11 protein-coding genes are annotated in these 15,938 nt (G+C 72.3%); 5 read left to right on the forward strand and 6 right to left on the reverse strand.

Annotated features, from left to right (window positions below; translation table 11 throughout):
• Window positions 1–259: 259 nt before the first annotated feature.
• The 6 genes from WME96_RS03770 to WME96_RS03795 form a co-directional block, all read right to left on the reverse strand.
• Complete coding sequence (locus tag WME96_RS03770) at window positions 260–3,007, reverse strand: ATP-binding protein (protein ID WP_437288810.1); 2,748 nt, start codon at window positions 3,005–3,007, stop codon at window positions 260–262.
• A 194-nt stretch (window positions 3,008–3,201) separates the two neighbouring features.
• Window positions 3,202–4,173: an electron transfer flavoprotein subunit alpha/FixB family protein gene (locus WME96_RS03775; protein WP_437288811.1), complete on the reverse strand. Its 972-nt coding sequence runs from the start codon at window positions 4,171–4,173 to the stop codon at window positions 3,202–3,204.
• 90 nt (window positions 4,174–4,263) lie between these two features.
• Window positions 4,264–5,091 (reverse strand): electron transfer flavoprotein subunit beta/FixA family protein, encoded by an 828-nt coding sequence (locus WME96_RS03780; protein WP_437288812.1) that lies wholly within the window; start codon window positions 5,089–5,091, stop codon window positions 4,264–4,266.
• Window positions 5,092–5,721: 630 nt separating this feature from the next.
• A complete protein-coding gene (locus tag WME96_RS03785) occupies window positions 5,722–6,546 on the reverse strand; it encodes a hypothetical protein (RefSeq protein ID WP_437288813.1) in 825 nt (274 codons plus the stop codon).
• 239 nt (window positions 6,547–6,785) lie between these two features.
• Complete coding sequence (locus WME96_RS03790; RefSeq protein WP_437288814.1) at window positions 6,786–7,409, reverse strand: sigma-70 family RNA polymerase sigma factor; 624 nt, start codon at window positions 7,407–7,409, stop codon at window positions 6,786–6,788.
• A gap of 62 nt (window positions 7,410–7,471) precedes the next feature.
• Entirely contained in the window at window positions 7,472–7,792 is a 321-nt protein-coding gene (locus WME96_RS03795) for a hypothetical protein (RefSeq protein ID WP_437288815.1), read from the reverse strand.
• A 295-nt stretch (window positions 7,793–8,087) separates the two neighbouring features.
• On the opposite strand from WME96_RS03795, the gene WME96_RS03800 reads away from it, so the two are divergent.
• Genes WME96_RS03800 through WME96_RS03820 form a run of 5 tightly spaced genes read left to right on the forward strand, consistent with a single transcriptional unit; the run spans window position 8,088 to window position 15,690 of the window.
• Window positions 8,088–9,296 (forward strand): serine/threonine-protein kinase, encoded by a 1,209-nt coding sequence (locus WME96_RS03800; protein WP_437288816.1) that lies wholly within the window; start codon window positions 8,088–8,090, stop codon window positions 9,294–9,296.
• 29 nt (window positions 9,297–9,325) lie between these two features.
• The gene (locus tag WME96_RS03805) at window positions 9,326–11,842 is read left to right on the forward strand and encodes a protein kinase domain-containing protein (protein WP_437288817.1); all 2,517 of its coding nucleotides are present in this window, start codon (window positions 9,326–9,328) and stop codon (window positions 11,840–11,842) included.
• A 25-nt stretch (window positions 11,843–11,867) separates the two neighbouring features.
• Window positions 11,868–12,971, forward strand: a complete 1,104-nt coding sequence (locus WME96_RS03810) for a hypothetical protein (RefSeq protein WP_437288818.1) — start codon at window positions 11,868–11,870, stop codon at window positions 12,969–12,971.
• A 14-nt stretch (window positions 12,972–12,985) separates the two neighbouring features.
• Window positions 12,986–14,110 carry a PEGA domain-containing protein gene (locus tag WME96_RS03815; RefSeq protein WP_437288819.1) on the forward strand — a complete coding sequence of 375 codons (1,125 nt, stop codon included), beginning with the start codon at window positions 12,986–12,988 and terminating at the stop codon, window positions 14,108–14,110.
• A 20-nt stretch (window positions 14,111–14,130) separates the two neighbouring features.
• Window positions 14,131–15,690, forward strand: a complete 1,560-nt coding sequence (locus WME96_RS03820) for a PGRS family protein (RefSeq protein WP_437288820.1) — start codon at window positions 14,131–14,133, stop codon at window positions 15,688–15,690.
• Window positions 15,691–15,938 lie beyond the last annotated feature (248 nt).

The following is a 15,938-nucleotide window of genomic DNA, read 5'->3' on the forward strand; positions in this document are numbered from 1 at the left end:
CGCCGCAAGGAACGGCCGCCTCGCTGCCCCTGCAGGCCTCTGGCGCACGCGCCATGACCTGCTCGGAGACTGCCGGCTGCCAAGGCGTAGGCGCCTGCTCGCTGGCGCTGGCGCGCCGTGGCCTGCCCGGTACGCATTCGCGCTGGAACGCTCGCGCGGAGAGGACCGTGCAGCTCGGCAGGACCCACGCGAGCGCGGGGGCTGTGCAGCTCGGCACCGCCTCCCGCGCCACCTGGGACGAGCCTGGCCGGCCCGGGAATTACCCCGTGCGCCCCGCCAGGTTGGCGATCACCGCCGCGAGCTCCGACGCCTCGATCGGCTTGGGCACGTGCGACTGGAACCCCGCCAGGAGCGCGCGCGTCCGGTCCTGCGCGCTCGCGTACGCCGTCAGCGCCGCCGCCGGGATCCGCCCCCCGTGCTCCGGGCTCTGCGCGCGCAGCCGCCGGATCAGGCTGTAGCCGTCCTCTCCGGGCATCCCGAGATCGCTCAGGATCACGTCGGGCTTCTCGCGCGCGATCGCCGACAGCGCCTCCTCGACCGTGGCGACCGCGGTGATGGTCGCCCCCTTGCGCTCCAGCACCGTCGTCACGAGCTCCCGCGCGTCCGGCTCGTCGTCGACCATCAGAACGCGCACGCCCTGCAGCGTGGGCTCCGAGTCGGCCGCCAGGTTGCTCATCCCGTCGACCTTCCGCAGCGCCGCGATCGCGCCGCGCGGCGCCAGCGGGATGTCCACCGTGAAGGTCGCGCCCTTGCCCTCCCCCGCGCTCTCCGCCCTCACCGTGCCCCCGTGGAGCTCGACGAGGTGGCGCGCGATCGCGAGGCCGAGCCCGAGCCCGCTGTGCGGCCGCGTGCTCGTGCTGTCGGCCTGCCGGAAGCGATCGAACACGTACGGCAGGAACTCCTGCACGATGCCCTGGCCGTTGTCGGTCACCTGGATGCGGGCCACGCCCTCGACCCGGCTGAGCTGGATCGCCACCTTGCCGCCGCGCGGCGTGAACTTGATCGCGTTCGACAGGAGGTTCCACACGACCTGCTGCAGCCGCGTCTGGTCGCCCGAGATCGGCCCCGCGCCCGCGTCGAGCTGCACCGCGAGCTCGATCCCCTTCGCGTCCGCGCCGTGGCGGACCGCGTCGATCGCGGCGTTGATGATCGGCGGCAGGTCGATCAGCATCACGTCGAGCCGCAGCTTGCCCGTGATGATGCGCGACGCGTCGAGCAGATCCTCGACGAGCTGCGCCTGGAGCGTGCCGTTGCGCTCGATCGCCTCGAGCGCGCGGACGTGCGTGTCCGGCTTCAGCGAGCCCTGCCGGAGCATGCGCGCCCAGCCGAGGATCGCGGTGAGCGGCGTCCTGAGCTCGTGGGAGAGCGTCGCGAGGAACTCGTCCTTCGCGCGGTTCACCTGCTGCGACTCGCGGTAGAGCTGGGCGTTGTCGAGCGCGAGCGCGGCGAAGTTGCAGAGCTCCTCGGCGAGCGCGAGATCGTCGACGCCGTAGCGCCGGCCCGACTCGGTCGTGAGCAGCGTGATCGCGCCGCGCGTCCGGCCGCGGGCGCGCAGCGGCACGATCATGGCCGAGCGGACGCCGAGCTCGCGCAGCAGCGCGAGGTAGGCCGGGTCGTGCGCGCCGGACCAGCTCTCGCTGTCGGGCTCCGGCGACGAGGCGCGCTGCCACGCCATGCTCTCGACCTCCGAGACGAGGAGCGACTCGCCGCGCCGGAGCACCGCGTGCACCGCGCGCGGCACCTCCGGGTCGGTCGGGTAGCGGGCCGACAGGTCCTTCCCCAGCGTCTGCTTCGCGTTGCTCGCGTGCACCGCGGCGAGCCGCGTCAGCGAGCCGTCGGGCTCGACGATGTCCACCACGGTCGCGTCGGCGATGTGCGGCACCGCGAGGCGCGCGACGTTGGCCAGGGTGGTGTCGTACTCGAGGCCCGACAGCGCGAGCTGCCGGCTCGCCTCGCCGATGAAGTACCGCCGCTTGTCGGCGAGCCGCTTCTCGGTGACGTCGCGGAAGACGAGCACGAGCCCGACGAGATCGCCCTCGTCGCTCCGGATCGGAGCGCCGCTCGAGTCGATCGCGAGCTCCGAGCCGTCGCGGCGCAGCAGCAGCGTGGTGTCGTCGAGCCCGATGATGCCGCCGTGGCGCAGCACCTCGGTGACCGGGTTGTCGAGGTCGTCGCGCGTCTGCTCGGAGATGACCCGGAACACCTCCGACAGCCGGCGGTCCCGCGCCTCCTCGAGCGCCCAGCCGGTCAGCTTCTCGGCCACGGCGTTCATGAAGTCGATCCGCCCCGAGCCGTCGGTCGAGATCACCGCGTCGCCGATGCTCTTCAGCGTCGTGGAGAACTTCGTCCTGCTGACCCGCAGGTCCGCCTCGAGCTGCTTGAACTGGGTGATGTCGGCGAAGATGGAGACCGCGCCGAGCAGCTCGCCCTCCGGCGAGAGGAGCGGCGCGCAGCTCCCGAGCATCATCCCGTGGGTGCCGTCGAACCGCTGGAAGTGGAGCTCCTCCGCGGGCACGGTCTCCCTGCGCGTGAGGCACCGCGCCATCGACCAGTCCTCGGCGGCGAACGGCCGCCCGTCGGGGTGGAACGCGCGGTAGCGCCCCCAGCCCTCGACGTTCTCGGCGGTGGAGCTGCCGGCCCAGATCCGCTCGGACGCGCGGTTCTGGAGGATCAGCTTGCCCTGGGTGTCGGAGACGATGATGCCGTGCGGGCTCTCGCTGAGGAGCGCGTCGAGCAGCCCGCGCTCGTGCCGCGTGATCGCGCGCAGCCGCTCGACCTCGCGGCGCAGCGCCTCGACCTCGGTGTCGATGGGAGGCACCGACGCCGCGAGCGGCGTGAGCTCGAAGGAGGCGCTCGCGGTCGGATCGAGGCTCGCGATGACGCGATCGATCTCGACGACCGCCGGGCCGATGAGCCGTCGCTGCTCGGCGGTGCTGGCCGCCTCGTACAGCAATGCCCGGGCCTGAGCGAGCGCCGTGACGATCGGGATGTCCGAACGTTCGGGCATGGCCCTCAAGGGATCCCACGGCCGCCGGACGCGAACAAGATGCTATGCGAGCGATCTGACACGGAAATTACGTCGAACGACGTGGACTTCTCGTTGGACGGACTCTTCCAGTGGGCCGGGGTACCCCGGGTCGCCCGGGTACCCGCGTCCCCTGGGGCGCCGTGGGCGCGCCCCGGGGGGAAGATCGCGGGCGATCAGCTCCGGGCCGCCTGGATCTGCTTCACGAGCTCGGGCACGGTCGTGAAGAGGTCCGCGACCAGGCCGTAGTCGGCGACCTGGAAGATCGGCGCGTCGGCGTCCTTGTTGATGGCGACGATGACCTTCGACCCCTTCATGCCGGCGAGGTGCTGGATCGCGCCCGAGATGCCGACGGCGACGTAGAGCGACGGCGCGACGACCTTGCCGGTCTGGCCGACCTGCAGGTCGCTGGCGGCGTAGCCGGCGTCGCACGCGGCGCGGCTCGCGCCGACGGCGGCGCCGAGGACGTCGGCGAGCGGGTCGAGGATCTCGTTGAAGCGCTCCTTCAGGGCGCGGCCGCCGGAGACGACGACCTTCGCCTCGGCGAGCTCCGGGCGCTCGCTCTTCACCTGGTCGAACGAGACGAACTCCACGCGCTCCGCGGCGGCGCTCGGCGGCACGACGGCGACCTGCTCGATCGCCGCCTTCCCGCCGGCGGGCTCCGCGGCGGCGAACGCGCTCTGCCGGACGCTCACGACCTGGACGGGGGTCGAGACGGTGCAGATCCCGTACGCGTTGCCGGCGTACATCGGGCGCTTGTACTTGAGCGTGGAGCCCTCGGCGATCAGCTCCGAGATGTCGCTCGCGAACCCTGCCGAGAGCCGCGCCGCGACGCGCGGGAGCAGGTCCTTGCCGTAGGCGCTCGCGGTGCCCACGACGACCGCATAGCCCTTCGCGGCGGCGGCGACGGTCGGCACGTAGCGCTCCGCGACGTAGTCCTTCAGCGCGCTCGAGTCGGCGACGAGCACCTTGGCCGCGCCGAGCGCCGCCGCCTCGGCGGCCGCCTCGCCGAGCCCCTCGCCGATCACGAGGATCGAGTACGTCCCGCCGAGCGCCGCCGCCGCCTGCCTGGCGAACGTCACGGCGGAGTGGGTCGTCTTCTTCAGCTTTCCTTCGGCGGCCTCGGCCACCACGAGAACGTCAGCCATGATCCCTCCTGGACCTCTAACCTGTCGACATGTGTCGGGGTCCGCGTCCGCGGCCCCTCGATGTCTTTTCGACCTGCCCTTGCGGTCCCGTCAGAGGACCTTCGCCTCGTTCTTGAGGCGGGTGACGAGCTCACCGACGTCCTTCACCTTGATGCCCGCCTTGCGCGCCGGGGGCGGCTGGAACGCGTGGTACTGGACCTTGAGCGCCTGGTCCGCGGCGAGATCGGCGAGCTTCACCTCGACGAGCGGCTTCTTCTTGGCGGCCATGATCGCGGGGAGCGCCGCGAAGCGCACGCCGTCGTTGTACTTGAACGTGGGCGCGGTCTTCAGCGAGTAGACGCTTGTCGGCGCGACGATGCGGAGGTCGACCGTGACGACGGCCGGCAGGCGCACGCGGAGCGTGGCGACGCCGCCGTCGACCTCGCGGCCGACGAGCAGCGCGCCGTTCTCTTCCTTGATGGTCGCGGCGAACGTGGCGAGCGGCCACGCGAGCAGCTCGGCGAGGATCTGGCCGACCTGGTTCGAGTCGCCGTCGACGGCCTGCTTGCCCATGACCACGACGTCCGGCTTCTCGCGCTCGACGAGCGTCTTGAGCGCGCGCGCCACGAGGTCGCCGTCGAGCTTGTCGTCGGTGACGTCGACGCGGATCGCGCGGTCGGCGCCGGTCGCGAGCGCGGCGCGGAGGGTCTGCTCGGTCTCCTTCGGCCCGAAGGTGACCACGACGACCTCGCCCGCCCGCGTCTTCGGCGCCTTGCCGTCCTCGGTCAGCCGCAGCGCTGCTTCCAGGGCGTACTCGTCGAACGGGTTCGGCTTCCACTCGAGCCCGGTCGTCTCGATTTTGTCCCCTGACGCGGGGATCTTCACCTTGTTCGCGTTATCCGGATCGGCGACGCGCTTGAGCGGAACGAGGATCTTCACGGCTCGGCTGGCTCCTGTTGCTGTGTGGTAACGCAGAGCGTAGTCCGCCCAGGCGGGTGCGCGCTACGCGACAGACGGGCCGGCGGACCCAAGCGGGGGCCCGGCGAGCCCGACTGGAATAGCACGCCCGAGGCGGAGGGAAGCGGTCATGGCAGCCCCGACGTGGTGCGTCAAGCGGGCGCGGCGGGTCTGCTGGGATAGATGCGAGGCGTTGTGAGGGGGCTCGCGGGAGGGGAGGGATAGGGGGGATCTGGTGTGAGAGGGATGGCGGCGGGGGCGTGACGGATGCGAACCGTTGAGAGGGGGGTGGCGGCGGGGGGGCGTGACGGATGCGAACCGTTGAGAGGGGGGTGGCGGCGGGGGGGCGTGACGGATGCGAACCGTTGAGAGGGGGCTGGCGGCGGGGGTCCGTAACGGATGCGAACCGTTGAGAGGGGGACTGGCGACGGGGGGTGTAACGGATCGAGTCCGTTACGAGGGCTGCCGGCGGGGAGGGGGTAACGGATCGAGTCCGCCACGCGGGCTGCCGGCGGGAGGGGGTGACGGATCGAGTCCGTCACGAGGGCTGCCGACGGGGAGGGGGCAACGGATCGAGTCCGTCACGAGGGCCTGGCGGCGGAGGCTGTCACGTCAATCCACGCCGACCTCCGGCGCTTCCTCCTCGATCGCGGGGGCGCCCGCGTCGCCGGCGGCCGGCGGCGCGCTGCCTTCCGTCTCGGCCTCTTCCTTGCCGCTGGAGCGCCGGCGCTCGGCCTTGCCTGCCTCCCTCTGCAGCGGCGCGAGCAACCGGCGCGTCGTCTCCGCGTCGGCCGCCTCGAGCTCCAGCATCTGGAGGACGCTGCGCACCACCTTGATCCAGCGGTTGCGCGCCCGGAGCTGCCCGCCGCGCGAGTCGCCGGCATCCGGCCTGTCCTGCGCCTCGAGGTGGACGCGCTGCGCGTCGAGCTTGCCGAGCTCGTCGCCCGCGGCGAACCATGCCTGCACGGCCTTGAGCAGGTTGCCCCCCGGCGTCGGCAGCGCCTTGAGCGCCGCCTTCGACTCCGGCGTCAGCCGGTCGCGCGCGAGCTTCACCTCGCCCGCCTCATCGCTGTAGCTCGCCGAGATGAACTTGAGTCCATCCGCGAAGAGCTGATCGCGGATCTCGAGGTAGATCGCCGCGTCCTCGGGATCGTCGGCCAGATCGGCGAACGCGGTGAGCACCGCGTGGGCGCCGCGCGCCTTGCGGTCGTGGATCTGGTCGATCGCGACCTGCTTTTGCTGGATCTCGGAGAGCTCGTCGTTCGCCTTCTTCTGTCTCCGGTGCGACTTCAGGATACCGTCGTGCGCGGCCTCGATATCGTCGAGGAGCGGGGCGCACCGCTTCAGCGACGCGAGGCGCGGCCTTTCGCGCTCCGGGTCGAGCCACGCGGCCGTGATCTGAACCATCTGACGAGGAGAGAGGTCTTTGAGCGCCATGGTGTCTCCTTGGTTGTCCTCCGGCGACGGTCGCCGGGGAATGCACCACCGGGCAGGCTCTCAGGTCGAGGGCTGTCTGTGAAGGCGGCTCGCTCGACGGGAATGTGCCCTTTTCACCATGTCCGCGGCAGTTTTTCGGCCGGCATGAACCGGCGGCCCCCGGCCGTCGCCACGCCTCGCTGGCCGGCTCTTGTCCTCGTTTCGCGTCGACCGTGCAGCCTGCCCGTCGCGCCGTCACCCTAAGGCCCTTCGCTCGGCGGCGGCTCATCGACATCGCTGCCCCGCAGATCGCACCGGAGCCGCCTCCGCAGCTGCTCGTCCATGCGCAGCGCGTACTTCTCGTGCACGCCGAGCGCCGCGGCGACCTTGGCCCAGGAGAGCTCCTGCCAGTACCGGAGCTCGATGAGGCGCGCCTCCCGCTCGTCGAGGCCGCGGAGCGCCGTCCTCAGCGCCTCGAGGGCCTGGGTGCGCGCCATCGCGTCCTCGGGGTGCGCTCTGAGCCGCTCGCCGGTATCGGCGACGAAGCGCGCGAAGACGAGCGCGCGACACTGGTCCTTGAGCTGGTTCAAGGCGTCGGCGTCGTCGTCGCCGAACGGGTCGCTCGCGTCGCGCATCGACTCGGCAGCATCGAGCGCGGCGTCGAGTCCAGAGCGCCGGAACGACGCCTCGCGGGTGAGCAGCCGGATGACGGCGCCGGCGACCCTCTTCCAGGCATAGGCGCCGAACGGGACGCCGCGCGCCGCGTCGTATCCGGGGTTCGCCTCGAGGAGCGCCTGGTAGGCCGCCTGCTCGCAGTCCTCCAGGCCCTGCCGCGTCCGCACGCCGTAGACCCGCGCTGTCGTCCGCGCGACGTGGCGGGCCATGGGCAGCGCCTCGAGCACGCGCTCGTGGTCCGGAGGAGGTGGGGGCGGACGCCGGCTGCCTGTCACCGGCGCCCACCGGAGGTCCCGTCGCCGCGCTCCGGCGCGTCCAGCGGGCCCATCGCCCCTTCCGAGCCCGCCCCCTCACGGGCCACCTCGCCGCTCTCGGACAGGATAACGGGCCTCGCCCGCAAGCGATCGTGGAGCGGCGCCGCTGTTGGGTGCGTCGTGATGAAGACCGCGAGCAGCCTGCGATAGTCCTCGATCTCCTCGGGCGAGAGCGCCCCGAGGTAGGGGCTCAGCGCGTCGGCGACACAGGCATCGACGAGGGGATCGACGTCGGCCGTCCTGTCCAGGTCGTCGTGCTCGGGAGCTTCGTGCGTCATGGGGCCTCGCGCGGCGGGCCCCGCGTGCTGTGCGGCGCCCTTCGTCCTTCCTCTTCTCAAATCACCATCGGCGGACCGGTTCGGACAGGGAAAGCGACGCCCCCGCCGTTTTCTGCGCCGCCCGGGCGGGCGCGGCGTCGGCGGGCGCGGGCGCGGGCCGGGGCGGAGATCCCGGCCTTCGTGGCCAGGCAACTACGTGAATCGACGCCGCTTTTCAACAATCGACAGCGCCGGTGCATTTTCTCTGTCCGAACCGGCCCCGCGCTCGTGATTTCCACTTCAGGAGACAGCGCCGGTGGCACGCCGCACGTCAGACAGCTCAGGGCCCTCCGCCGTCGCCGGGGACGCGCTGGAAGGAACGCCGTACCGGGCGCTCCGGGCGCTCGGGCGCGGGGGCATGGGGGAGGTCGTCGAGGCGGAGCACCGCGCGCTCCGGAAGCGGGTCGTGGTGAAGCTGGTCCGCCGCGCGTTCGCGCACGATCCGCGGTTCGCCGACCGGCTGCGGGTCGAGGCGCAGGCGCTGGCGGCGGTGTCGTCGCCGCACGTGGTGGCGGTCCTCGACCTGGGGCAGACGCCGGCGGGCCGCCCCTACTTCGTGATGGAGCGGCTCGAGGGGACGACGCTGGGGGAGGAGCTCGGGCGGCGCGGCGCGTTGCCGGTGGCCGAGGCGATCGATGTGGTGCGGCAGGTGCTGGCCGGGCTGTCGGCGGCGCACCGGCTCGGGCTCGTTCACCGCGACGTGAAGCTCGACAACGTGTTCCTGTGCGCGCCGGGGGCGGCGCCGGGCGGCGGCCGCGTCGTGAAGCTGCTCGACTTCGGGGTCGCGAAGGTGCTCGATGGCGGCGCCGCCGCGGGGGCGCCGGGGGCGTCGACGCCCCTTCCCTTGGCCGGGCCAGCGTATCCGACCGAGGCCGGCTTGCTCGTCGGGACTCCTCGGACGGCCTCGCCGGAGCAGGCGCGGTGCCAGCCGGTGGACGCGCGGGCGGATGTGTATGCGGTGGGGCTGCTGATGTATACGCTGGTCGTGGGGCACGGCCCGTTCGCCCATATCGAGGACGCGCTGGGGGTGCTGCGGGCGCACGTCATGGAGACGCCGGCCCTGCCGTCGCGGTGCGCGGCGCAGCGGATCCCGGCAGCGCTGGACCGCGCGGTGTTGAAGGCGCTGGCGAAACGGCCGGAGGAGCGGTTCCAGAGCGCGGAGGCGTTCGGGGAGGAGCTCGGGCGGATCGGGGCGGAGCTGGCGGTTGCGGAAGGGCCGGGCGGCGCGGGGGCGTGGGGAACGGCGCGGGTGCCGGAGACGGAGGCGGGGTGGGGGCCGCAGAGCAGGGCGTGGTTCGAGGCGAGGCCGGAGGGGAGCAGCGGGGCGGGGGCCGGCGGGGGCGAGAGGGCGGAGGCGGGGGCGGTGCCGGTGGACGCGCGGCTGTTCGCGGGGCTGACGCTTGCGAGCACGGTGGTGTTCTCGGCGATCGCGGCGCTCGTGCTGCGCGGGCTGGGGGCGTGGTGATGGGGCGGGAGGCGCTGAAGGCCGGGGACGTGTTCCTCGACTACCGCGTGACGGAGGTGATCGACGCGGGTGGGATGGGGGAAGTGTACAAGGCGGTGGAGGACTACTCGGAAGACGTGGTGGCGATCAAGTGCATGCTGCCGCGGCATTTGAGGAGAGAGGACTTCGCGAGGCGGTTCCGTCAGGAGTGCAAGTTCTATCCGAAGCTGAAGCACCCGAACATCGTGAGGATGAGGAAGGCCGGAGTGTCGCCGGAGCACGTGGCGTACATCGTGATGGACTACCTCGAGGGCCGGACGCTGAGGAAGCTCTTGAACAAGGCGTATCGGCTGGACTTCCTGAGCGCGATGCACGTGATGCTGCAGGTCGCGGACGCGATGACGTTCGTGCACTCGAAGGGGATATGGCACCGTGACCTGAAGCCCGAGAACATCATGGTGGGGACGAAGGCGGACGCGAAGGGGCATGTGTGGCTCCTGGACTTCGGGATAGCGAAGTTCGCGGACGGGGGGATGAACACCGATGATCTGCCGGCCGTGGGGACGGTGCGGTACATCTCGCCGGAGCAGGTGAAGATGCTGTACGCGAGCTCGAGGAAGGCGGAGCGCGCGGAGGGGGCGAGGCCGGACGGGCGGACGGACATCTACGCGTTCGGTGCGATCTTCTACGAGGTGCTGACGGGGAAGCACCTGTTCCTGGACGACAGCGAGGCTGCGACGGCAGAGGAGACGCTGACAGGGCACCTCGTTGCGGCGCCGGAGCCTGTGCACGAGATCGTGCCGGATTGCCCCGAGTTCGTGTGGCCTGTTGTGTCGCGTTGCATCGCGATCGACCGTGAGGAGCGGTATCCGAGGTTCGACGATGTGGCGCGGGACCTGCGCGGGCTGCTGAGGGACACGGTGCCAGCGGGGCACGTGCTGGCGCGGCGGCTGGCGCAGGAGCGGATGAAGGCGGAGCGTCAGGCGGCGTTCGCGGGGGTGGAGCTGGAGGACAGCGCGCCGGTGGCGGGGGAGGAGGAGACGGAGGAGGCGCGGCCGGAGGGCGGGATGGAGCGAGGCGGCGCGGGGGGCGAGGAGCGGGCGCGGCGGGTGGTGCACGGGGAGACGGCGCCGCTGGAGCAGTTCGTGGCGCCGGCGAGCGCGCTGCCGTTCGCGCCGGCGTCGCGTGTGCCGCGGGGGCGGGGTGTGGGGTACACGGTGCCGCTGCCGGTGCTGAAGCCGCTGGAGTCGACCGCGAAGCTGTCGGGGAAGTGGGCGGAGAAGATGGCGCAGCGCGTGGGGGCGCCGCCGTCACTGCCGCAGGCTGGAGCGCAGGGGGGTGGTGTGCCGCCGCGAAGGCCGGCGGAGGTGCGGGCGGAGAGCTACGCGGTGCCGCCGCCGCAGCCGTCGTGGAGAGAAGCGCACCGCGCGGCGGCGCCGTCGCGGTCGGAGGTCGAGCCGCCGTACGTGACGCCGCTGTACGTCGCGCCGCCGCCGTATCCGGTGACGGTGCCGCAGCCGGTGGCGGCGTCACCATATTCGGTGACGGTGCCGCAGCCGGCGGCGGCGTCGCCGTATCCGGTGACGGTGCAGCCGCCGGTGACGTCGCCACCGTATCCGGTGACGGTGCAGCCGCCGGTGACGCCGCCACCGTATCCGGTGACGGTGCAGCCGCCGGTGACGTCGCCACCGTATCCGGTGACGGTGCAGCCGCCGGTGACGTCGCCGCCGTATCCGGTGACGGTGCAGCCGCCGGTGGCGACGCCGCCGCTGGCGCTGATGGAAACGCAACGAGCGGTATCGGGACCGCTGCCGGTCGCGGGGCGGCCAGCGGCGCCGAGCGCGGTGACGGCGCCCAGCGTGGTGACGGCGCCGAGCGCGGTGACGGCGCCGAGCGCGGGAACGGTGAAGGCGCTGCGGAGAGAGACGCCGACCACGGCGGCGCCGGCGGCGCTGCTGGCGCAGCCGCGGCGCAGGTCGAGAGCGTACGTGCTGGCGCCTCTGGTGGCGCTGGCGCTGACGCTCGGGGGCGTTGGGGTGGTGCTGGGGCTGCGCTCGGCGCGCAACGCCGGGCCTGCGGCGGTGACGGGAGAGCCGGCGGCGACGGCGGCGCCGGTGGAGAGCGCGACGACGAGCGCGGCGCCGCCGGCCGCGGTGGCGCCGGTGGCGGCGCCGCCGGCCGAAGCAATTGTGGCGGCGCCCGCGCCGGAGGCGGAGGCGAGCGCAGCGGAGGCGGCAGCAGCCGACGCGGCGGCGAAGGGGGCGGCAGCGGAGGCCGAGGCACCCTCTCCGAAGGCGCAAGCGGAGGCGGCGAAGGAGCTGCCGCCGGCGAAGGCAGAGGCGGCGAAAGCTGCGGCCGCGAAGGCCGCGGCGGAGACCTACGACGACGACGAGGACATCTACTCGATGCCGAAGCGGCAGAAGCCGTCGTTTCTGAGGGTGATCGAGGAGCGGAAGAAGGCGGCGCCCCTGAAGTCGTCGGCGCCCGCGAAGCCGTCGACGCCTGCGAAGCAACAGGGGGCGCAGTCAGGCGGGGCATGCACCACGGCGGGGTGCAGGCCGTTCTAGTCGCTGAGGAGAGAGGTCGTTCGAGATGGGCAGCAACAAGGACAGCGACGACATCCGGCAGTACCTGCCCGACCTGGAGAGCATCCGGCGCGAGGCGGATCCTGAGGTGGCGGAGCAGAAGCTGCGGCAGGCGCAGAACAACCCGGAGCTTGACCGCGCGCTGTCGGAGATGCAGCAGCAGAAGCCGACGGGGCAGCCGCTGTTCCAGTTCCCGGTGGTGCCTGCGCTGGGCAAGGGGCAACCCGCGGTGCCGCTGCCGCTGCCGGTGCGCGCGGTGCCGCCGCCGTATCCGGTGACGGGGCCGCAGCAGGGAGCGCCGCACGGGGCGCTGGTGACGCAGCATCACGGGGCGCTGGTGACGCAGCATCACGGGGCGCTGGTGACGCAGCAGCACGGGGCGGCGGTGCAGCAGCACGGGGCGCTGGTGACGCAGCACGTGCCGGTGCAGCAGCAAGGCGCGACGGCGCCGCAGCGCACGGCGGCGTACGGCGCGCCGGTGCAGCAGGGCGCGCCGGTACAACACCACGGCGCGCTGGTGACGCAGCGGGTGCCGGTGTTCGGGGGCGAAGCTGCGCCGCCACGCGCGCCGGTGCAGCAGCAGGGCGTGCCGGTGCAGCAGCAGGGGGCGCCGGCGCAGAGCCAGTGGGCGGACCGAGCGCTGCCGCCGATCGACAAGGCGCTGCTGCCGTCGTCGTTGCTGCCGGTGACGCCGCCGCCGGTCGCGGTGCCGAAGGCGCCGGCCGCCACGGAGTCGACGGGAAAGCGCCGGCAGTGGATGCCGACCTGGCTGATGGTGTTGCTCGCGGTGATCGCGGTGAGCAGCCCATTCGTGCTGGCGAGGCTCCTGGGGCAAGAGGAGCCGCCGCAAGAGCCGGAGCCGGCGCCGCCGTCGAGCGGGGCGCCGGCGCCGAGCACGCAGGCGCCGCCGGCGGCCTCGGAGCTGTTGCCACCGGCAGCGCCGGCACCGCCGGAGGCGATCGAGCCAAGTCTCGACGATACCGCGACGGCGAGCGAGCCGCCAGCGCTGCCGGCGCCCGCGCGGCCGGTGCATCCCGCGCCGCATCGACCGCAGACTCCGGCCGCGCCAGCACCCACGGAGCGGCCACAAGACGAAGGATGGATGGAGTGAGACCGCGTGGAGCCATGATGATGACCAGCCGATCGCTTGCTGTATTGCTGACCGTTGCGACCTTGGTCGCCGACCCTGACATTGCTGCCGCGCAGCCAGCCGCGCCGCCAGCAGCGCCGGGGACGACGCCCGCCAGCGCCGCCGATGCGGCGAAGCGCGCCGAAGCGCTCGTCGATAAAGCAAAGTCCCTCTACTTGGCTGGCAAGTACCAAGAGGCCGAGGAGGCGCTGCTCGTGGCCTGGGCGCTGAACCCGACGTTCGACGTGGCGTATAACCTCGGGAACACGGAATACAAGCTGCAGAAACACCGAGAAGCAGCGCAGTACCTTTCGTTCGCGCTTAGAAACTGGCCGCTGCTGAAGACGGTGGCGAAGCTGAAGCCGAGGGCCGAGCAGTGGCTCGCGGAGTCACGAGCACAGGTGGGCGCGCTCAAGGTGTCGGTCACCGTGGCGGGAGCGGAAGTGCTGGTGGACGGCAAGATCGTCGGCCGGGCACCGCTGGAAGGGGAGGTGTTTGTGGACCCCGGCGAGCACCGGGTGGAGGCGAGTCATATGGACTACGAGCCGGCAAGCCAGACGGTGAGCGTGGCGAAGGGCGGGACGGCGGAGGTGAAGCTAGCGATCGCGCTGGCGAAGATCGAGGCGCAGGCGTCGGCGGGTGTGAAGACGGAGGGGGGCGGGAGCGCGACGGGAGCGGGGGTGGTCGGGCCCGTGGCGGGGCCGCCTGCGGGGTCGGTGGAGCCGCCGCCGCCGCCGGAGAAGAGGAACTGGGTGCCGGTGATCGCGCTGGGGGCGGCGAGCGCGGTGGGGCTCGGGGTGGGGATCGGGATGACGGTTGGGTCGAACAACGCGAACTCGGAGGCGCGCGCTCAAAAGGGCAAGATCTTCGCCGCAGGCGGGGGGTGCTTGGCGTCGCCGTCGTTCGCAGGACAATGCGCTGAGCTCCGTCGCACAGGGGAGCGCGCCGGGCGCCTGGGGGACATCGCGTTGGGCAGCTACATCGCGTCGGGTGTGCTCGCGACGGCCGCCCTGACGTATGCCCTGTGGCCAGCGAGAAACGCGGAGAAGGCTACAGCAGTATTTGTGGTTCCGGAGCCGCGCGTCGACGGCGTCGGCTTTGTGATGGTGAGCGCATGGTGAGCCGAGCCGGAAACCGACCCATGAGAACGTTCAGGCGGATGCTGCTGGGGTCAACTGTCGTTGTCGCGTTGATCGCCAGCGGCTGCGACGGGCTTTGGTACCACATCGAGAACGACTGCGAGATCATGCTCACGTGCGAGAAATACCGGGGAAGAGGCAGCGAGGTCGTGCCTTCTGGGTGCGTGCCGAGCGAGATCGACGGCGCTGTCGATGACACGTGCGGCGTGTTCGTGGCGTCGACTGGCAATGACGACAATGCAGGTACCCGGGCCGAGCCGGTCGCGACGCTTGCCGAGGCGCTCCGGCGCGCCGCGGACAAGGGGACGGGGGCCTACGCATGCGCCGAAACGTTCAAGGAGGCGGTCGAAGTGCCAGTCGGCATCGAGCTCTTCGGCGGGCTCGACTGCGCGAACGGGTGGCGCTGGATCGGCGAGACGGCGAAGACGGTCGTGGCGCCGGGCGAGGAGCCGATCGCGCTGAAGGTGACGCGGGGCGAGGGGACGGCGAGGATCGAGGACGTGTCGGTACATGCGGCGGATGCGCAGGCGCCGGGAGCGTCGTCGATCGCGGTGCTGGTGGACGGCGCGGAGGCGGAGCTGGTGCGGTGCGAGCTGATCGCCGGCAACGGGGCGGACGGCGCGGAGGGAGAGGATGCGCCGAGCGAGGTGCCGGCGCAGGCGGCGCCTGGGAACGCCGGCACCGATGCGTGTAGCGATCTGGATGCATCGGGAGCGCCCGATGAGACGCTGCCAGGAGGAGCGCAGGTCGAGAACGCGTGTGGCGGCGCGCTGTCCATTGGTGGTGAGGGCGGCGCTGGCAGGGTGAACAACGGGGGCAGTGGGCAGCTCGGCGAGCCTGGCGCTCTCGGAGCAGCAGGCTCTGGAGAGCCCGCGGCGGGCGACTGGAGCTGTGCCGCTGGTGGTACCGGCCAGGGCGGCGACAACGGTGCTCCCGGCGATGCCGGCGTCGCCGCGAGCGGCGTCGGCGCGCTGAATTCATCCGGCTATGTGGGCGTGAGCGGCGGGGCCGGTGGAGCGGGCAAGCCCGGGCAAGGTGGAGGCGGAGGCGGAGGCGCGAAGGGCGGCGCGGCGATCTGCCAGGGCGGCGTGCCAGGAGCCGGAGCGAGCGGAGGCAGCGGCGGACCTGGCGGCTGCGGCGGGCTGCCCGGGCAGGGCGGTGGAGCCGGCGGAGCGAGCATCGCGCTGGCGAGCGTGGACGCGAAGGTGACGCTGACGGACTGCGTGCTGAAGGCGGGCAGCGGAGGCAAGGGAGGCGTCGGCGGCGACCTGCAGCCGGGCGGGCTCGGTGGGCTCGGTGGGGTCGGAGGCACCGGGATGGGCGGCTCCAAGGCCGCGTGCGCAGGGGGGCAGGGAGGCCAGGGAGGCAACGGCGGCCCCGGAGGAGGGGGGCTCGGCGGGCCGTCGTTTGCGATCGCGTACCGGGGCGATGCGGTGAAGCAGCAAGGGCAGACGATGCTGATGCCTGGCACGGCGGGCGCGGGGGGGCCCGGCGGAAGCAGCAACGTTGAGGAGAATGCAGGGGCCGAAGGCGTAATGGCGGCGGAGCAAGAGTTTCCGTGAGCGAGCGGTGAGGTCGCGGGCGGCGTCGTCGAGACCGCCGCCCCGCGCCGCCGCGGAGTGAGACGGGAGTAGGTGTTGGCGATCGCGTGAGGTGCGAGCGCAGGAGGAAGCGGAGCACCCCGAGGGTGCTCGAGGCGTGTGTGCGAGGCACCGACCGTGGGGCCGCAGGAGCGAACTTCGAGCCCGGCGAGAAGCGCGGCAAAGGAAGACTCACCGTACGATTCTGTAACAAATCCACAAGGCTGTGA

The organism is Sorangium sp. So ce406, from assembly GCF_051474675.1.
GTDB lineage: Bacteria > Myxococcota_A > Polyangia > Polyangiales > Polyangiaceae > Sorangium > Sorangium cellulosum_G.

Excerpts from the sequence above, each read along its gene's own strand:
- WME96_RS03795 (WP_437288815.1), bottom strand. The coding sequence starts at position 7,792 with ATGACGCACGAAGCTCCCGAGCACGACGACCTGGACAGGACGGCCGAC.
- WME96_RS03770 (WP_437288810.1), bottom strand. The coding sequence starts at position 3,007 with ATGCCCGAACGTTCGGACATCCCGATCGTCACGGCGCTCGCTCAGGCC.
- WME96_RS03790 (WP_437288814.1), bottom strand. The coding sequence starts at position 7,409 with ATGGCCCGCCACGTCGCGCGGACGACAGCGCGGGTCTACGGCGTGCGG.
- WME96_RS03815 (WP_437288819.1), top strand. The coding sequence starts at position 12,986 with ATGATGATGACCAGCCGATCGCTTGCTGTATTGCTGACCGTTGCGACC.
- WME96_RS03775 (WP_437288811.1), bottom strand. The coding sequence starts at position 4,173 with ATGGCTGACGTTCTCGTGGTGGCCGAGGCCGCCGAAGGAAAGCTGAAG.
- WME96_RS03810 (WP_437288818.1), top strand. The coding sequence starts at position 11,868 with ATGGGCAGCAACAAGGACAGCGACGACATCCGGCAGTACCTGCCCGAC.
- WME96_RS03785 (WP_437288813.1), bottom strand. The coding sequence starts at position 6,546 with ATGGCGCTCAAAGACCTCTCTCCTCGTCAGATGGTTCAGATCACGGCC.
- WME96_RS03820 (WP_437288820.1), top strand. The coding sequence starts at position 14,131 with ATGAGAACGTTCAGGCGGATGCTGCTGGGGTCAACTGTCGTTGTCGCG.